16 protein-coding genes and 1 riboswitch are annotated in these 16,023 nt (G+C 63.7%); of the genes, 7 read left to right on the top strand and 9 right to left on the bottom strand.

Going from position 1 to position 16,023, the window contains the following annotated elements:
• Positions 1-1,110 carry a histidinol-phosphate transaminase gene (gene hisC / locus AC0L28_RS20205; RefSeq protein ID WP_023797198.1) on the bottom strand — a complete coding sequence of 370 codons (1,110 nt, stop codon included), beginning with the start codon at positions 1,108-1,110 and terminating at the stop codon, positions 1-3.
• A gap of 172 nt (positions 1,111-1,282) precedes the next feature.
• Positions 1,283-1,360, top strand: a riboswitch (SAM riboswitch).
• A gap of 120 nt (positions 1,361-1,480) precedes the next feature.
• On the opposite strand from hisC, the gene metX reads away from it, so the two are divergent.
• Both metX and metW read left to right on the top strand, forming a co-directional pair.
• Positions 1,481-2,650: a homoserine O-acetyltransferase MetX gene (metX, locus tag AC0L28_RS20200; protein ID WP_077372941.1), complete on the top strand. Its 1,170-nt coding sequence runs from the start codon at positions 1,481-1,483 to the stop codon at positions 2,648-2,650.
• A 58-nt stretch (positions 2,651-2,708) separates the two neighbouring features.
• Positions 2,709-3,323 (top strand): methionine biosynthesis protein MetW, encoded by a 615-nt coding sequence (gene metW / locus AC0L28_RS20195; protein WP_202367362.1) that lies wholly within the window; start codon positions 2,709-2,711, stop codon positions 3,321-3,323.
• Between the two features lie 71 nt (positions 3,324-3,394).
• Here the strand turns inward: metW and AC0L28_RS20190 are convergent, their stop codons facing one another.
• The 3 genes from AC0L28_RS20190 to AC0L28_RS20180 form a co-directional block, all read right to left on the bottom strand.
• Complete coding sequence (locus AC0L28_RS20190) at positions 3,395-4,165, bottom strand: DUF1194 domain-containing protein (protein ID WP_245277581.1); 771 nt, start codon at positions 4,163-4,165, stop codon at positions 3,395-3,397.
• A 194-nt stretch (positions 4,166-4,359) separates the two neighbouring features.
• On the bottom strand, positions 4,360-6,186 hold the full coding sequence (locus tag AC0L28_RS20185) for an ABC transporter ATP-binding protein/permease (protein WP_473479815.1): 1,827 nt from the start codon (positions 6,184-6,186) through the stop codon (positions 4,360-4,362).
• 115 nt (positions 6,187-6,301) lie between these two features.
• Positions 6,302-7,078 (bottom strand): class I SAM-dependent methyltransferase, encoded by a 777-nt coding sequence (locus AC0L28_RS20180; protein ID WP_023797194.1) that lies wholly within the window; start codon positions 7,076-7,078, stop codon positions 6,302-6,304.
• Between the two features lie 219 nt (positions 7,079-7,297).
• Here AC0L28_RS20180 and gloB point away from each other — a divergent pair, with 219 nt between their 5' ends.
• Both gloB and AC0L28_RS20170 read left to right on the top strand, forming a co-directional pair.
• Positions 7,298-8,065 (top strand): hydroxyacylglutathione hydrolase, encoded by a 768-nt coding sequence (gloB, locus tag AC0L28_RS20175; RefSeq protein WP_287218382.1) that lies wholly within the window; start codon positions 7,298-7,300, stop codon positions 8,063-8,065.
• A gap of 40 nt (positions 8,066-8,105) precedes the next feature.
• On the top strand, positions 8,106-8,546 hold the full coding sequence (locus tag AC0L28_RS20170; protein WP_287238205.1) for a cupin domain-containing protein: 441 nt from the start codon (positions 8,106-8,108) through the stop codon (positions 8,544-8,546).
• On the opposite strand, the gene AC0L28_RS20165 is transcribed toward AC0L28_RS20170, so the two are convergent.
• From AC0L28_RS20165 to AC0L28_RS20155, 3 genes are read right to left on the bottom strand one after another with little or no spacing between them, the layout of a single operon-like run.
• Positions 8,521-9,189, bottom strand: coding sequence for a lysoplasmalogenase family protein (locus tag AC0L28_RS20165; RefSeq protein WP_473479812.1), 669 nt, complete (start codon positions 9,187-9,189; stop codon positions 8,521-8,523). The genes AC0L28_RS20170 and AC0L28_RS20165 overlap by 26 nt on opposite strands.
• Positions 9,189-10,076: an aromatic amino acid exporter YddG gene (yddG, locus tag AC0L28_RS20160; protein WP_473479809.1), complete on the bottom strand. Its 888-nt coding sequence runs from the start codon at positions 10,074-10,076 to the stop codon at positions 9,189-9,191. The genes AC0L28_RS20165 and yddG overlap by 1 nt, the downstream gene beginning before the upstream one ends.
• Before the next feature lie 28 nt (positions 10,077-10,104).
• Positions 10,105-10,893, bottom strand: a complete 789-nt coding sequence (locus AC0L28_RS20155) for a DUF3108 domain-containing protein (RefSeq protein WP_128181749.1) — start codon at positions 10,891-10,893, stop codon at positions 10,105-10,107.
• A gap of 254 nt (positions 10,894-11,147) precedes the next feature.
• On the opposite strand from AC0L28_RS20155, the gene rpmB reads away from it, so the two are divergent.
• The 3 genes from rpmB to AC0L28_RS20140 all read left to right on the top strand — a co-directional run bounded on the left by rpmB (position 11,148) and on the right by AC0L28_RS20140 (position 13,024).
• Complete coding sequence (rpmB, locus tag AC0L28_RS20150; protein WP_023797188.1) at positions 11,148-11,444, top strand: 50S ribosomal protein L28; 297 nt, start codon at positions 11,148-11,150, stop codon at positions 11,442-11,444.
• 137 nt (positions 11,445-11,581) lie between these two features.
• Complete coding sequence (locus AC0L28_RS20145; RefSeq protein ID WP_473479806.1) at positions 11,582-12,262, top strand: queuosine precursor transporter; 681 nt, start codon at positions 11,582-11,584, stop codon at positions 12,260-12,262.
• Positions 12,263-12,322: 60 nt separating this feature from the next.
• Complete coding sequence (locus AC0L28_RS20140) at positions 12,323-13,024, top strand: spermidine synthase (RefSeq protein ID WP_473479804.1); 702 nt, start codon at positions 12,323-12,325, stop codon at positions 13,022-13,024.
• A 32-nt stretch (positions 13,025-13,056) separates the two neighbouring features.
• Here AC0L28_RS20140 and AC0L28_RS20135 read toward each other — a convergent pair whose 3' ends face one another.
• Both AC0L28_RS20135 and cobT read right to left on the bottom strand, forming a co-directional pair.
• Positions 13,057-14,088, bottom strand: a complete 1,032-nt coding sequence (locus AC0L28_RS20135) for an esterase-like activity of phytase family protein (RefSeq protein ID WP_473479801.1) — start codon at positions 14,086-14,088, stop codon at positions 13,057-13,059.
• Complete coding sequence (cobT, locus tag AC0L28_RS20130) at positions 14,085-15,983, bottom strand: cobaltochelatase subunit CobT (protein ID WP_473479798.1); 1,899 nt, start codon at positions 15,981-15,983, stop codon at positions 14,085-14,087. The genes AC0L28_RS20135 and cobT overlap by 4 nt, the downstream gene beginning before the upstream one ends.
• Between the last annotated feature and the right edge of the window lie 40 nt (positions 15,984-16,023).

Here is a 16,023-nt window from a genome sequence, read left to right as displayed (position 1 = left end):
CTAGCTTTTCAGAAATGTCGCGAGGGCGGCGACAACGCCGCGATTGGCCTCTTCGGTGCCGATGCTCATGCGCAGCGCATTTGGGAAGCCGTAACCGGAAACGCGCCGCAATATGTAGCCGCGCGCACAGAGGTAATCGTCCGCGGCTGCCGCAGAATGTTTTTTGTCCTCGGGAAAGTGGATGAGGACGAAATTGCCGACGCTCGGCGTCACCCGCAGTCCGAGCCTGGTCAATTCCTCGCTGACCCAGGTCAGCCAGGTCTCGTTATGCGCCACGCTTCGCTCGACATGGGCGCGGTCGCGGATCGCGGCAATGCCGGCCTCGATTGCCGTCGCGTTGACGTTGAAGGGACCCCGCACCCGGTTGATCGCATCGATGACATGCATCGGCGCGTACATCCAGCCGATCCGCGCACCGCCAAGGCCGAGCTTGGAGAAGGTGCGGGTCATAACCACGTTTTCCGCACCAGCCACCAGTTCGACGCCGGCTTCATAATCGTTGCGGCGGACATATTCGGCATAGGCTGCATCCAGCACCAGAAGCACGTTTCGAGGCAGGCCAGCATGCAGGCGGCGCACCTCCTGGAACGGCAAATAGGTGCCGGTTGGGTTGTTGGGATTGGCGAGGAAAATGATCCGCGTACGCGGCGTCACCGCAGCGAGGATCGCATCGACGTCGGCGCGCTCCTTGGTTTCCTTGACCGAGACCGGGACAGCACCTGCCGACTGGATGTAGATCTTGTAGACCATGAATCCGTGTTCGGTGATCACAGCCTCGTCGCCCGGCGCGAGATAGGTCTGCGCAAGCAGGCCCAGAATCTCGTCGGAACCATTGGAACAAACTATGTTCGCCGGGTTGAGGCCATGCACCTCGGCGATCGCCTCCCGCAGGCGCCTGGCGGTGCCGTCGGGATATATGTCGAGCTTGGCCGCGACGTCGCGCGCGGCTTCTATTGCTTTCGGCGAGGGGCCGAGCGGGTTCTCGTTCGACGACAATTTGTGGACCTTGGCAACGCCGGCCGGCGCCGTGCTTTTGCCCGGCACATAGGCTTCGATGTCCATGATCCCCGCGCGGGGCGTTGGACGTGCCTGATCCGATACTTGGTTCATATTGCAAAAATCCGTCGAGAACGCTTCCGCTGCTCCAACGCGATGCGAATTTCGGATCCGCCACACTGGAAGCCGCCGCGGAAATACAAGCCGTGGCCTGGAATGTCGAGAGGCGGCAATGATCGGTGCGTGGCTGGCCGTTGACGGCGAGGCGCGCCGGTCCTAGAAGAAGGCGAAATCCCGTGGTGATTTGGCCGGTCGGCTTGCAGCCACGTTAAACAACTCGCTAAAGGGCCGTTTGCATCTTGTAACCGGCTTTGCGAAGGCAATGCCGGTTTTTTTGTTGTCCGCAGCCGGCCGGACAGTCGCATCGACCCGAAAATCTTAATCGACTTTCGGAAAACACGATGGGTTAATGTAAGAGGATGCGATGGTCGCGCTGCGCACGAAAAGAACCAACAACGAGGCCGACGAGCCGTCGAGCCCGGTGTTGCGGTTCGGCGCCGACAAGCCGCTCAAGCTCGATGCCGGCACGCTGCTGTCGCCGTTCCAGATCGCCTACAAGACCTACGGCACGCTCAACGACGCCCGCTCCAACGCCATCCTCGTCTGCCATGCACTGACCGGCGACCAGCATGTCGCCAGCACCAATCCAGTGACCGGCAAGCCGGGCTGGTGGGAAGTGCTGATCGGCCCCGGCAAGATCATCGACACCAGCCGCTTCTTCGTCATCTGCTCGAACGTCATCGGCGGCTGCCTCGGCTCGACCGGCCCCGCCTCGACCAATCCCGCCACCGGCAAGCCGTACGGGCTCGACCTGCCGATCATCACCATCCGCGACATGGTGCGGGCGCAGTTGATGCTGGTCGACCATTTCGGCATCGAAAAGCTGTTCTCGGTGCTCGGCGGCTCGATGGGCGGCATGCAGGTGCTGCAATGGGCGTCGAGCTATCCGGAGCGCGTTTTCTCGGCGCTGCCGATCGCCACCGGCGCGCGTCATTCCTCGCAGAACATCGCCTTCCATGAGGTCGGCCGGCAGGCGGTGATGGCCGATCCCGACTGGCATGGCGGCAAATATTTCGAGCAGGGCAAGCGTCCAGAAAAGGGGCTGGCCGTGGCGCGGATGGCCGCTCACATCACCTATCTGTCGGAGGCGGCCCTGCACCGGAAGTTTGGCCGCAACCTGCAGGATCGTGAAGCACTCACCTTCGGTTTCGACGCCGATTTCCAGATCGAGAGCTATCTGCGCCATCAGGGCATGACCTTCGTCGACCGCTTCGACGCCAACTCCTATCTCTACATGACCAGGGCGATGGACTATTTCGACCTTGCCGCCGACCATGGCGGCCGGCTCGCCGACGCCTTTGCCGGCACCAAGACCCGTTTCTGCCTGGTCTCCTTCACCAGCGACTGGCTGTTCCCGACCGAGGAGAGCCGCTCGGTCGTTCATGCGCTGAACGCGGCCGGCGCCTCGGTGTCTTTCGTCGAGATCGAGACCGATCGCGGCCACGACGCCTTCCTGCTCGACGAGCCGGAGCTGTTCGCGGCCATCAACGGCTTCATCGCGTCGGCGGCCCGCGCCAGAGGGCTCAGCGCATGACCCCGAAAAGTTGCAGACTTTTCGGGTCAAGGTCATGCGCCAGTCAAGAGGCACGATCATGAGTGTCAACCACGCCCAGCGCGTCGACCTCGAAGTCGTCGCCGATCTCATCCCGCCGCAGTCGCGGGTGCTGGACGTCGGCTCCGGTGATGGCCTGCTGCTCGAATTGCTGCAGGCAACGAAGCAGGTCGACGGCCGTGGGATGGAACTGTCGCAGCGCGGCGTCAACGAATGCGTGGCGCGCGGCCTGTCCGTCATCCAGGGCGACGCCGACAAGGACCTCAAATTCTATCCCGACAAGGGTTTTGATTTCGTCGTCCTGTCGCAGACCTTGCAGGCGACCCGCAACCCGAAGCTGGTGCTTGACGAGTTGCTCAGGATCGGCAAGCACGCCATCGTCTCCTTCCCCAATTTCGGCCACTGGCGGGTACGCCTTTCGCTGTTCATCGAAGGGCGGATGCCGGTGACCAAGGACCTGCCCTATTCCTGGTACGACACGCCCAACATCCATTTCTGCACCATCCGCGACTTCGTCAATCTCTGCGAAGAGCTCGGCGCAACGGTGGAAAAGGCAACCGCGCTCGACGCCAATGGCCAGAAAATCGGCCTGTCGATGCCATGGTGGTTCTGGAATTTCTTTGGCCAGCAGGCGGTGTTCCTGCTGAAGCGATAACGGCGACCCGTCGCTTCGGCCAGCCGGCCCGAGTCCGGAGACATCTGGGACTGATCGCCATTCGTTGAGGTCTAACGATCAAGTTCCGGAAAATACGGATCGGAGAAAAACCGCCGACCGCGCTCGCCTTGCAAACAGTCGACCGGTGCTGCCGCGTCGACCGGGACGGACCCGGGATCGGCCCCGGGACCGGCATTAGGATCGGTAACACCGCTGACCTCGAGGACCAGCTTGCGGCGTATGGCGGTCACGAATTCCGAAGCGGCATAGACCGGCAGCACGAAGGAGCCTGGCCCGCCTGTGACGCACTCCGCATAGTATTGGTCGAGATGGCTGAAGCTGGGCGACGGGCTGATCAGGATCGGCAGGCCATTGATGACGATGCCCTTTGCTATCGCGGCGTCGCGTGTCGTGGCGACGGGCATCCCGATATTGTTGGGGCCATCGCCTGAGATGTCGATGACGCTGCGCGTCGCGTCGAAGGCGGCTCCATCCAAAAGCTTCGCGCCGAAGGCGAGCGCACTGGAAATCGAGGTGCCGCGAAAGCTCCTGAACGGGCGCGCCTCGATCTTGCCGGCGAATACCTCGGCGCTCTCGGCATCGTCGATGACCTGCCAGGCAATGACGGCGTCGTCGCGGACGGTGCCTGCCCATTCGAAATAGGCCAGCGCAATGCGGCCGTTCACGCCCGAACGCACCGCATTGATGAAGTCGGGGTGGCGCAGCGCCTTGACATAGCCGGCGCGCTGCAGGGCGAATTCCTTTTCGTCCATCGAGTGCGAGATGTCGACCGCCAGCACCAGTTCGACGTCCACGGCAATGGTGTCGGCAGGCGCGGCCAAAGGTGCTGCCTGGGCACGGGCAAGGCAGGCAAGCAGGCTGACGCAGGTCGCCCAAAAGCGCGCAGCGGTTTTGGGGTAACGACAAGCATCGAAGCAAAGACTCAAAGCGTGTCGCATGAATCCAACGCCGCAGGCTTCCGAACGATGCCGGCAATCTTTCGCCGCGATCACGGCAAAATAAAGCTTGCGGCCGGCTATGCCTGTTGGCGGGCTTTGGCGACGGCCGGGGGTGGTTCGATCGCGCCGGCCCTGACACGGACTGGCTTGAGAGCCGGTCGCTCGAAATCTTTCACGATCGCCAATGAGCGCGGGAAGAATTCAATGTTGTGCTGGCCACGGCCGATATTGAGGATCGCGGCGTCGGCAAGACGCGCCTCCAGCATCGACAGCACCCGCCGCAGCGTCGCGCCGTCGAACGTGTCCAAAGCCTCGTCGATGATCACCCATTTCGGCTGCCGCAAGACCAGCCGGGCAAAGGCAAGCAGGCGCTGCTCGTCATCGCTCAATTCGCGCTCCCAGCGCGCCGACCGGTCGAGCGAGGATGACAGCCGCCCGAGACCGACCTCGGCAAGCACCGCCGAGATCTCGGCGTCGCTGACCGCGGCATCGGCGTGGTCGAGCACCTCGCGCAGCGTGCCGAGCGGGAAATAGGGTTTTCGGGGAACGAAGGCCGGCACCTCTCCGGCCGGCATGCCGATCCGCCCGCTTCCCCACGGCCACAGACCGGCAATGGCGCGGAAGAACAGCGTCTTGCCGGCGCGCGGATCTCCGGTGATCATGACGCGCTCGCCGGCGCGGATCTCGACTTGGGGCTCGGCGAGCTTGGTGCATCCATCCCGCGACGCAATTTCGAGCTTGTCGAATGTCAGCCTGCCGTCCGGATTTTCACCGAACTCGATGCGCCTCTCGCTGTGGTGGAGCACATCCGTTTCAGCAAGCGCGATGCGGAAATCGGCGACGCGCATCAGCGTGGCGCGCCAATCGGCGATGCCGCCGATATTGTTGATGAACCAGCGCAACGAGGAATGCACCTGGTTGAAGGCGCCGACAGCCATCATCAGCCCGCCGAAGCTGATGTCACCGGCGAAATAGACCGGCGCGGCGACGAGGATCGGCGCGACGACAGTGATCCAGCCATAGGTGTCGGTCACCCAGGAAAGATTGATCTGGGCGCTGTAGATGCGCCGTATCGCGCCCAGCACCGTGCCGAGGTCGAGCTCAAGCCGCCGTCGCGCGTCGGCCTCGCCGTGCGCAAGCGCGATGGCATCGACATTCTCGTTGACGCGGACCACCGAGGAGCGCAGCTCCGCCTCGCGCGTATAGCGGTCGCTGTTGAAGCGGATGAGCGGCCGTCCGACCAGCCAGCTCAGCCAGGAGGCGGTGCCGGCATAGAGGATTGCGGCCCACACCATGTAGCCCGGAATCGCCAGCGAATAGCCGCCGACATGGAAGACGAAGCCGGAAGACAGCGACCAAAGGACGCCGACGAACGAAACAAGCAGAATGAACGACTGCAATAGCCCTATGCCGAGACCTGTCGAAAGATCGGAGAGATGCCCGGCATCCTGCTGCAGGCGCTGGTCGGGGTTGACGCCGATGGCGCCGGCGTTGGCGAGCCGGAAAGCCCGCGCCGGCCGCATCCATTCACCGATCAGATCGACGGTCAACGCCTCACGCAGCTTCAGCCGGATCGTCTGGTCGAGCCAGGTCTGGCCGACATTGAGCACCACAAGCCCGCCGGCGATGGCGGAAAACACCAGCAGCTGGTGCAGGAAACCCTGCATGTCGCGCCGAGCCAGCGCGTCGTAAAAGGGCTCGTTCCAGCGATTGAGCAGAACCTGCCCGATCGAGGTTGCCACAATGACGGCGACTATGCCGAGGCAGGCCCAGAGCAGTTGTTTGCGGATCGGCGACTTCGCCAGCGCCAGCCTGATTGTCGCCAGCTGGTCGCGCAGGCTGCTGGCTTCGACCGACGCGGCAATCGGCTTGGCGCTGGCCTCGAAATCCGGATGATCAGCCATTGATGAAGACCCTTCGCAAGCGGTGCTGAAACCGGTGAGCAAGTCGAATCAATCGGGTAGCAAACCCGCCCACGACAGATAGGTGGGAAAAAGCGTGATTCCGATCACGAAAACGTCATCGACGGCCCGGCGACGGCGCGTTCCCGGTCGGCGATATCCGGCCGAGCCTTGTGGCGCCATGCGGCGAGAAAACCGGCACGAAGACGCGGCGAGAGGCGCGCTGGACGACCGGCACACCCTGATAGAGCCGCTTCTGCGCCTCGACGACGATGACGCCGGAAAAGATCGGCCAGAACCTGCGGCCGGCGCGCTCCAGCACATTGTGGAACCGCATCATGAAGCGTCGCCGCGATGGCGGGAAGAACAGGGCGTCGGACCAGGCCGCGGGCGTGAAATTCGCTTCGCGCAGCAATTCGGTGAGCTGGCCGCGCGAGAAAGGCCGGCCGCTGCCGAACGGCGTATGCTCGAAACGGGCCCAGACACCGCGCCGGTTGGGCACGACGATGACGACGCGGCCTGCGGGCGACAGCACCCGCCAGATTTCGTTCAGCGTCTCGCGCGGGTTCTCGGCATGTTCGAGTGAATGGACGAGCAGCATGCGGTCGATGGAGGCATCGACCAACGGCAATTCCTCATCGAAGACCAGCGCGGTCGCGGTCGGCCCGGTGGCCGGCCAGACCACCGCGCCTTGTGTCGCCGGCATGAAGGCAAAGACACGTTCGGCATCGGTGCCGAACCGCTCCAGCCACGGCAAGGTGTAGCCGAGGCCGACCAGCCGCTCATTGGGCACGACAGCCCATATCGAGGACAACGCCATGGTGATCGAGCGTTCGGCCAATCGCCCGAGCGTGGTCGAATAAAAGGAGCGAAGGTCGACGATATCGGAATGCATGCGCGGCACGCTATCTTCGATGCTGTCCAAGTTCAACAAAGGCGCCCAGTTCTACAAAGACGGATGACATCCGCGGGCAAGCGCCCTATGTCTGCGGCGACTGCTGCATCGGCCAGAAATCGGTTTCGATTTCGGATGACACGATGCAGCAGGTAAAAAGTGTCAGAAGCGTCCTTTGTGCGTCCAACTGGACGCGCGGCGCTCTCGTGGAGAGATGCGATGCCGGTTGAAATCGAACAATTCATGTGCCGCAGCGACAATTTCGGTGTGCTGGTGCATGACCCGAAAAGCGGCCAGACCGCGATCATCGACGCGCCCGAGGAGGCGTCGATTCTGGCCGCGATCGAGCGTACCGGCTGGACGCCGACGATGATCCTGACCACCCATCACCATGTCGACCATGTCGAGGCCAATCTGGCGCTGAAGGAGCGCTTCAAGCTGCGCATCGTCGGACCGGAAGCGGAAAAGGCAAAAATCCCCGGCATCGACGAAACCGTCGAGCAGGGTTCGGTCATCCACCTCGGCGAGGAGAGGATAGACGTGATCGCCACGCCCGGCCACACGGCGGGCCATGTCTCCTATCATCTGCCGGCGTCCAAAGTGGCGTTCACCGCCGACACGCTGTTCGCACTTGGCTGCGGCCGGCTGTTCGAATGCAAGCCGCCGGTGATGTACGATTCGTTGAAGAAGCTCGCGGCGCTTCCGGCCGAGACGGTCGTCTATTGCGGCCATGAATACACGCTTTCCAACGCCCGCTTCGCGCTGACCGTCGACCCGACCAATTCGGCATTGAAGGAGCGCGCCGCGAAAATCGAAGCGCTGCGCGCCGACGGCAAGCCGACGCTGCCGACCACGATCGGTGAGGAACTGTCGACCAATCCGTTCCTGCGCTGGCACGATCCGGCAATCCGCAAGCATCTCGGCATGGAGAACGCCTCCGACGCCGAAGTGTTCGCCGAAATACGCAAGCGCAAGGATAATTTCTGAGCACCGTTGATGGTCTGGCATCCATGAAGGTCTGAGGAAAATGACCAGTTCCGCCGAAATCATCGCGGCGCTCGGCCTGAAACCGCATCCGGAAGGCGGCTGGTATGCCGAGACCTTTCGCGATGGCGCGGAAGGCGCTCGCGGCCATTCGACCGCGATCTATTTCCTTTTGGAGCAGGAGCAAGTGTCGGCCTGGCACCGCGTCAAGGACGCCGCCGAGGTCTGGCATTTCTATGCCGGCGCCCCGCTGGCACTGTCGATGCATCGGGAAAACGGGCCGGTGATCGAGCAGGTGCTCGGCACGGCATTGGCGGCGGGCGAGCGGCCGCAGATCGTTGTGCCGGCAGGCTGGTGGCAGTCGGCGCGCAGCCTGGGCGAGTGGACGCTGGCCGGCTGCACCGTGGCGCCGGGCTTCGATTTCGCCACCTTCGAGCTGGCCGAACCGGGCTGGAGTCCTAGCCCAGCAGGAAACCCATCGTGATCGCCAGCTGGGCGGCATAATACAGCACCCAGACCGCGCGGCGCGTCCAGTCGCGGTGCGGCGAGATGGCGCTCAGCAGGAACTTTTCCGAGGCGAGCAGCCCGTCGGACGCCATGAACAGCACGGCGCCGCCGACGACCCAGAAATTGCTCAGGGTCAGCGCCGAAATGCCCATGGCAAAAATTGTCGCGATATAGACGCTGATGGGAAGGCGCAGGGCGGGGCCGACACGGCGCCAGAGCGCAAAAAGCATGGCGAGCGCCAACACGGCCATTGCCACGGCAATCGCCGCGCGCCACGGCTCGGCCGAGAGCAGCCCGACCCCCTCGCCGGAGCGCAGGAACAACGCGATGTAAAGCCCATGCGCCACGAGAAAACTGGCCAGCCCGCCGACAAAAACCTTTTCACCGTCGCGCGACAGCAATGCGTCGCCGATGGCGCTGAGCGCCAGCGCAGCGATGAGCAGCCACGGACCGCCCTGCAGCGATGCCAGCACCGCAAGCATTGCCACGGCCAGCGTCTTGACCGCGGAACACGCAAGCTTCGGCGGCATGTCGATGGTGAAGGCGTAGATCACCGCGGCGGCCAGCGAAAACAGCAGCGTCGCATTGGCGTTGGCGTCGATGCCGCCGGGAAACGGCATCACGCCCCTGCCTCGCTCGCAGCCTGCTTGCGCAAGAACAGCGATTTCGCCGCAAGGGCTGCGCCGCCGGTGATCAGCACGCAGGCGGCGAGGATGCGCAGGGACGGTTCGGCGAAACCGGCTGATGTCAGCACCAGCGTCGACAGCAGCGGCGCGGCATAGCTTGCCGCGCCCAGCACCTGGATGTTGCCGCGCTTGACGCCGATATCCCAGGCATAGAAGGCAGCGCCCACCGGCATTAGCCCGAGGCCGAGCACGGCCAGCCATTGGCCGGCGCCGACAGGCAGCACCGTTTCTTCCAGCATCAGATGGCAGACAAGCGAAAGCGCTGCCGTGGCCGCACAGAACCAGGTGACAATGCTGGTCGGCACCGACGGAAAGCGGCGCGACAACAGCGAATAGGACGACCACAGCACGGCGCAGACGCCGGCCATCGCATAGCCGAAGGCATAGCGCGCGTCGAAGGCAAGCCCGCCGCCCTTGGTGACGATCAGAAAAGTGCCGGCAAGGCCGAGCAGTGCGCCGACGACATGGTTCCAGGCCAGCCGCTCGCCCGGCATCAGCGCCGATCCGAGCACGATCAGCAGCGGCCACAGATAGGCGATGAGGCTCGCCTCCACCGCCGGCGCGTTGCGCAGCGCAGTGAAATAGAAGAAGTGATAGCCGAACAGGCCGGCAATGCCGATCAGCCACACTTGCGGCGGTATTCTCTCGCTCCCGGCGGTGGCCGGCATGAACAGCCGCGCGACGAGCCCGACGCCGGTGCCGATCGTGAAGGTGATCGCCGAAAGCAGGAATGGCGGCACCGCGCCGGAAGCGTCCGTAAGCAGCGCCAGCAGCGCCCACATGGCGACCGCCGAGAAGCCGATCAGTGTTGCGCGCCCCATGTCCGTCTCCGGCGGCGCGCGATCGCGCCTATTCTGTCGCTTCGAACCGCTCCGCGCTGACGGTGAGAGTGCCGATTTTCGTGCCGACCGTGGCGTGGATCGGCGCATATACGCCGGTTTGGCCGACCGGTGCAAACGTCACCATGATGCGGCTGCGCTTTCTCAGGTAATCCAGGGATTTGCGGTTCTTGCGATAACCCGCCACCGGCTCAAAATCCAGCCGGCAAGTGACGGTATCGCCCTCGTAGCCGCGCACCGACGTCGAGCCTTTCGACTCGTAGGTCAGCCTCAGATCGGCGCGCATCTCGCCGTCATAGAGCTTCACCGTGCGGCCGCAGACCTTGTCGAGGCTATCGGCATGGATGACGGTGGCGGCCATTGGATCGAGCACCGAGGCGAGATGGCTGGCGGCCAGCGGTATCCATTTCTTGGAATTGCGCTTCTTCGGCGCAGGCACGACCTTGGTCGCGGTAACAGTGCCGTTGGCGAACTGGATATCGATCATCGATGCCTTGTCGCCCGATTTGTAGTCGGCGCGGAACGCCTGCGGCTGCAATTGCTTGCCCAAAATCTTGCCCTTCGACGAGACCGTGCCACGCGTGTCGTCGAATATTGTGGCGAGGCCGGCGCTGGAGACGCTGCCTTCGATCGAATAGGTATCGCCTTCGTAACTGCTGGAAAAGCTTGCCTTGGCCACCGAGAAGCCGTGGACCGAAACCGTATACTCGCCCTTGAAGGATTGTTGCGTGGCGGCAGAAATTGTCGTCGGCAGCGCCACGGCGAGCGATGCAAGGAGAGCATGAGACGAACGAAGCATGGCGGGAACGATCCTCGATTTCAGCAGAAGCGCGCAACTCCAGCCTGGCATCTCCTTGTGCGACCGCTTATAGACTGAATTTCGGCCTTTATGTGAAAGACGTCGTCACACCCGGGCGCAAGCCGGAGCTTGACGCATCGCCGAAATGCAACTATGGAACGCCAACTTTTTCCATAAGGCCGCCTGACCGAAACCGCGCGCCACCCGGCGCGGGTTGAATGTTTGGCCAGACCGAGAACTGAAGGTTTAGAACCATGTCCCGCACCTGCGAACTCACTGCCAAGGCAGTCATGTCCGGCAACAATGTGAGCCACGCCAACAACAAGAGCAAGCGTCGCTTTCTGCCCAATCTCGTCAATGTGACGCTGATCTCGGAAGCGCTGAACCAGAATGTGCGCCTGCGCATTTCGGCCAACGCGCTGCGTTCGGTCGAGCATCGCGGCGGCCTTGATGCGTTCCTGGCCAAGGCCGACGCCAAGGAGCTGTCGCAGCGCGCGCGGCTGCTGAAGAAGCAGATCGCCAAGAAGCTCGCCGAACAGCCAGCCGCTTGATTTCTCAGGCAGCCGCCTTCGGCATCGGACCGAAAAGTGCGAAGCGGTTTTCGGAGAAATCCGATGGCCAAACAGCAATGGAGTGTCGTCCGAACTCGGCATGACGCCCCGCTGGTTCCATTACCCAGGATAAAAAAATGAGCTTTTTCTCCCGATATCTGCCCTTTGTTGCGGCCATGGCGCTTGTCGTGGTGGCGTCGAACGTCCTCGTGCAGTTCCCGCTGCAGGGTGCAATCGGCGGCCTCTCGCTGGCCGACATTCTGACCTGGGGCGCCTTCACCTACCCGTTCTCCTTCCTGGTCACCGACCTTGCCAATCGCCGCTACGGCCCGGCTGTGGCGCGCCGGATCGTGTTTGTCGGCTTCACGGCGGCAGTGATCTGCTCGGTCGTCATCCCGCCCTTGCTGTTCCGCTGCGGCCTGATCGAATTCGAAACGGCTGCCGACCGGCTGGTGCGCATTGCGGCGGCTTCCGGCACCGCGTTCCTGATCGCGCAGCTGCTCGACGTGACCGTGTTCAACCGGTTGCGCCGGCAGAGCTGGTGGCGGGCACCGATCGTCGGCACGCTGGTCGGCTCGGTGTTCGACACCGCGGTGTTCTTCACGATCGCCTTTTCGGCGGCTTTCGCCTTCGCTGGGCCGAACGATGGCTTTGCGCTCGAAACCGCGCCGCTGATCGGCGTGCTGCCGGTCGAGGCCATGCGCTGGGTGTCATGGGCGTTCGGCGACCTCGGCGTGAAGCTGATCATCGCCGTGGTGGCGCTGATCCCCTACCGGCTGCTTGCCGCCCGCTGGAGCCAACCGGCGCTGGCGGCATAGCATGATCCCTGAAAGTGGGAACCGGTTTTCGGAAAAGATCATGCTCACAGGCTCTCAAGCATGATCCCATGGGTCCAACTCGATACCGCGAAAGCGACTGACGGCGGACATGAGCTGCGCCTGAAACAACGCGGCGCTGAATTCTCGATCATGCTCGGCTCGAACGAGCTGATGAACAGTCGCCTCAGCGGTTCCGAGGAAGCGCTGGCGAGGCTGTCCTGCCAAAGGATTGCCGGCCGCAGGCAGCCGAAAATCCTGATCGGCGGGCTGGGCATGGGTTTCACGCTGCGCGCCGCGCTCGCCGAGCTTGGCGCCGATGCCGGTATCGTTGTCGCCGAGTTGGTGCCCGCCGTGGTGGCGTGGGCGCGCGGCCCGATGGCGGCGGTGTTCGGCGGCTGTCTCGACGATCCGCGCGTGACTGTTCGCGAGGCGGATGTCGGGCAGATCATACGATCGGAAGCCTCGGCCTGGGATGCCATCCTGCTCGACGTCGACAATGGGCCGGAAGGGATCGTCCACAAGGCCAACGATGCTCTTTACAGCATAGCCGGGCTGATCAGCGCAAGAGCAGCGCTCAAGCCCGGCGGCGTGCTGGCGGTGTGGTCGCAGGGATCCGACAGCGGTTTCACCCGCAGGCTCAAGCAGGCGGGCTTCGCCGTCGACGAAGTCAAAGTCCGCGCCAATGGCAAGCGCGGCGCACGCCAAATCATCTGGATCGCGACCAACGGACCCCGGCCTGCCGCAACCGGCGCCAAGCTGTAGCCTGTTATCGACCGTCCTTGGCCGACCGCCTCTCAATCCTCGTGCAGCAGAAATTCCAGATACAGATTACGCTGTAGCATCGAGTGGTTGTCGTCCGAGACCAGCGACACCATCAGCGCGCCGTCGTCGCGGGTCCAGACGTCGAGCCCCTCCATATTGTCGATCTGGTAGCCCATGTCGGCTTCCATCAGCACCGGCCCGTCGGCAACGGCGCCCTTCTCGACGCTTTCGCCATAGATGCGCCGCAGCCGCATCTTGACGCCGCCGGCCATCGAAAAGCTGCGCTCCAAAAGCAAGAGGTCGCCGTCCGGCAGGAAGGCGCCGTCGGCTATGTCGAAATTGCCGTTGCGCTTGACGGTGAAGACGCCCTTGTGCGGCCCTTCGATAACAGCCGCATAGATGTTGCCTGCCTTGTCGAGGCTCTTTTCCGACACCACGACCAGCCCGCCTTGGTGCTGGCCGTCAGGATTGGCGTGGGTGACGGTCTCAAAGCCGCGATTGCGGCGAAGTTCCCAGGCTGGAACCAGGAAGTCCAATTGCCTGAACGGCGGCTTCATGTCGTCCGGGTCTATTCTGAACTGGGCGACGCGGTGGTTGCGCTCGAAGCCGACCGTGGCAATGCCGTCCTTGAGCGCAAGGCCTTCGGCGTCGACCTCCCATTTCTCGTCGATCAGCTGGCCCGCCTCGTCGGCCATCTGCTGCATACGGAAATTCCGGATGCCGGATGGGCGCTTGTCGGCATCACGGGTGACGGTACCGAAGAACCAGAAACCGGTATCGGCGACGCCGATGAAATCACTGCCGGGCTTGCGGAAGCGAAACGCCGACAGCGCGCCGAAATCGCGTGACGGCGAGGTCATTTCCAGCCCGCCGACGAATTCGAGCGGGCCGAACCGCTTTTCGTCACCGCCGATATGAAACCGGTTTATCAGCCGTGCCGAGATTTCGATCGGCTCGACCGCAACGGTGCCGGCAGCGATGGGAGGCGACAAGGCGATGCCGGCAACGAACAGGGCTGTGGCGGCGAAAAGCGTCTGCCGAAAGCCGCCCCGCGAAAAAATCATCCGGCGCGCCGCATGCCGCCGCGTCGCGTGTCGCGCGTACTTTCCTCGCCAAACAGCGAGGCCAGTTGCTCGGTCATGGCGCCGGCCAGTTCCTCGGCATCGACGATGGTGACGGCGCGGCGATAGTAGCGGGTCACGTCGTGGCCGATGCCGATGGCCAGGAGCTCGACCGGCGAGCGCGTCTCGATCAATTCGATCACCGCGCGCAGATGCCGTTCGAGATAGTTGCCCGGATTGACCGACAGCGTCGAATCGTCGACCGGCGCACCGTCCGAGATCATCATCAGGATCTTGCGCTGCTCCGGCCGGGCGATCAGGCGGTTGTGCGCCCACAGCAGCGCCTCACCGTCGATGTTTTCCTTGAGCAGGCCCTCGCGCATCATCAGGCCGAGATTGCGCCGCGCCCGCCGCCATGGATGGTCGGCGGATTTGTAGATGATGTGGCGCAGATCGTTGAGCCGCCCAGGATTTGGCGGCTTGCCTTCCTTCAGCCATTTCTCGCGTGCCTGCCCGCCCTTCCAGGCGCGGGTGGTGAAGCCGAGGATCTCGACCGAGACGCCGCAGCGTTCCAGCGTGCGCGCCAGAATGTCGGCGCAGGTGGCGGCGACGGTGATCGGCCGGCCGCGCATCGAGCCCGAATTGTCGAGCACCAGCGTCACCACCGTGTCGCGGAATTTGGTGTCGCGCTCCTGCTTGAAGGACAGCGGCTGCATCGGGTCGATGACGACGCGCACCAGCCGCGCCGGATCGAGATAACCCTCTTCGAGATCGAAATCCCAGGACCGGTTCTGCTGCGCCATCAGGCGGCGCTGCAGCCGGTTGGCCAGCCGGCCGACGACGCCGGACAGGTTGGCAAGCTGCTTGTCGAGGAAGGCGCGCAGCCGATCCAGCTCTTCCTCTTCGCACAGATCCTCCGCACCCACCGTCTCGTCGAAGGCGGTGGTGAAGACCTTGTAATCGATCTCCTTCGACAGATTGGAGAAGGGATTGTCGTTGCGGCGCGCCTCGCCGGGCGTCTCGGCATCGGCATCGTCATCGTCGGACAGCTCATCGGCGGTAGCATCGGATGCCTCCGTCTCGGCCGATTGCTCGTCGTCGGACGACGCCTCGGTATCGTCCGACTGCGACTGCTCGGAGCCGGAATCGTCCTCGCCGCCCTCCTCGCTCTGCTCCTCGCCTTGCGGCTGGTTTTCATCGTTGTCTTCGGAGTCTTCGGTCTCCTGGTCGTCGCCGAGTTCCTCGGCCATTTCCATGGAAGCCAGCATCTCGCGCACGACACGGGCGAAGGCCTGCTGGTCGTCGAGCTTTGCCGACAGTCCGTCGAGATCGGCACTTGCCTTCTCCTCGACCCAAGGGCGCCAGAGGTCGACCAGCCGCTCGCCACTCTTCGGCACGGCGCGGCCGGTCAGCTTTTCGCGCACCATCAGGGCCAGCGCCTCCTCGATCGGCGCATCGGCCTTGTCCTTGACGTCGATGAGGTTGGCCCTGGCGTATTTGTCCTCGAGCATCGAGCCGATATTGTCGGCCACACCCTGCATGGCGCGGGAGCCGATCGCCTCGACGCGGGCCTGCTCGACCGCATCGTAGATGGCGCGGGCCTGCTTGCCCTCCGGCGCCAGCCTGGTGTGGATGCGCGTGTCGTGGCAGGCGCGCTTCAGCGCCATGGAATCGCCGAGCCCGCGGGTGATGGCGATGTCAGCCTTCGAGGCTTTCTTCGGCAGTTCAGGCAACCGGGCGCGGCTGCCGGCGAGCGCCGGCCGATCCTTGGCGAAACCGACTTCGAGGTCCTTGTCGCCGGCAATCGCGCGCATGCAGACGGTGACGGCGCGCTTGAAGCTGTCGGCTTCAGACCCCGTCTTCGACTTGTTGCGCGTGTTGTCGCCCGGACCCGCCACTTACAGTACCTCTTCTCCTGCCGCTAGTATCAGCTTCTTC

This window comes from Mesorhizobium sp. WSM4847, assembly GCF_055811335.1.
This window is presented reverse-complemented; position numbering and strand designations above follow the sequence as displayed.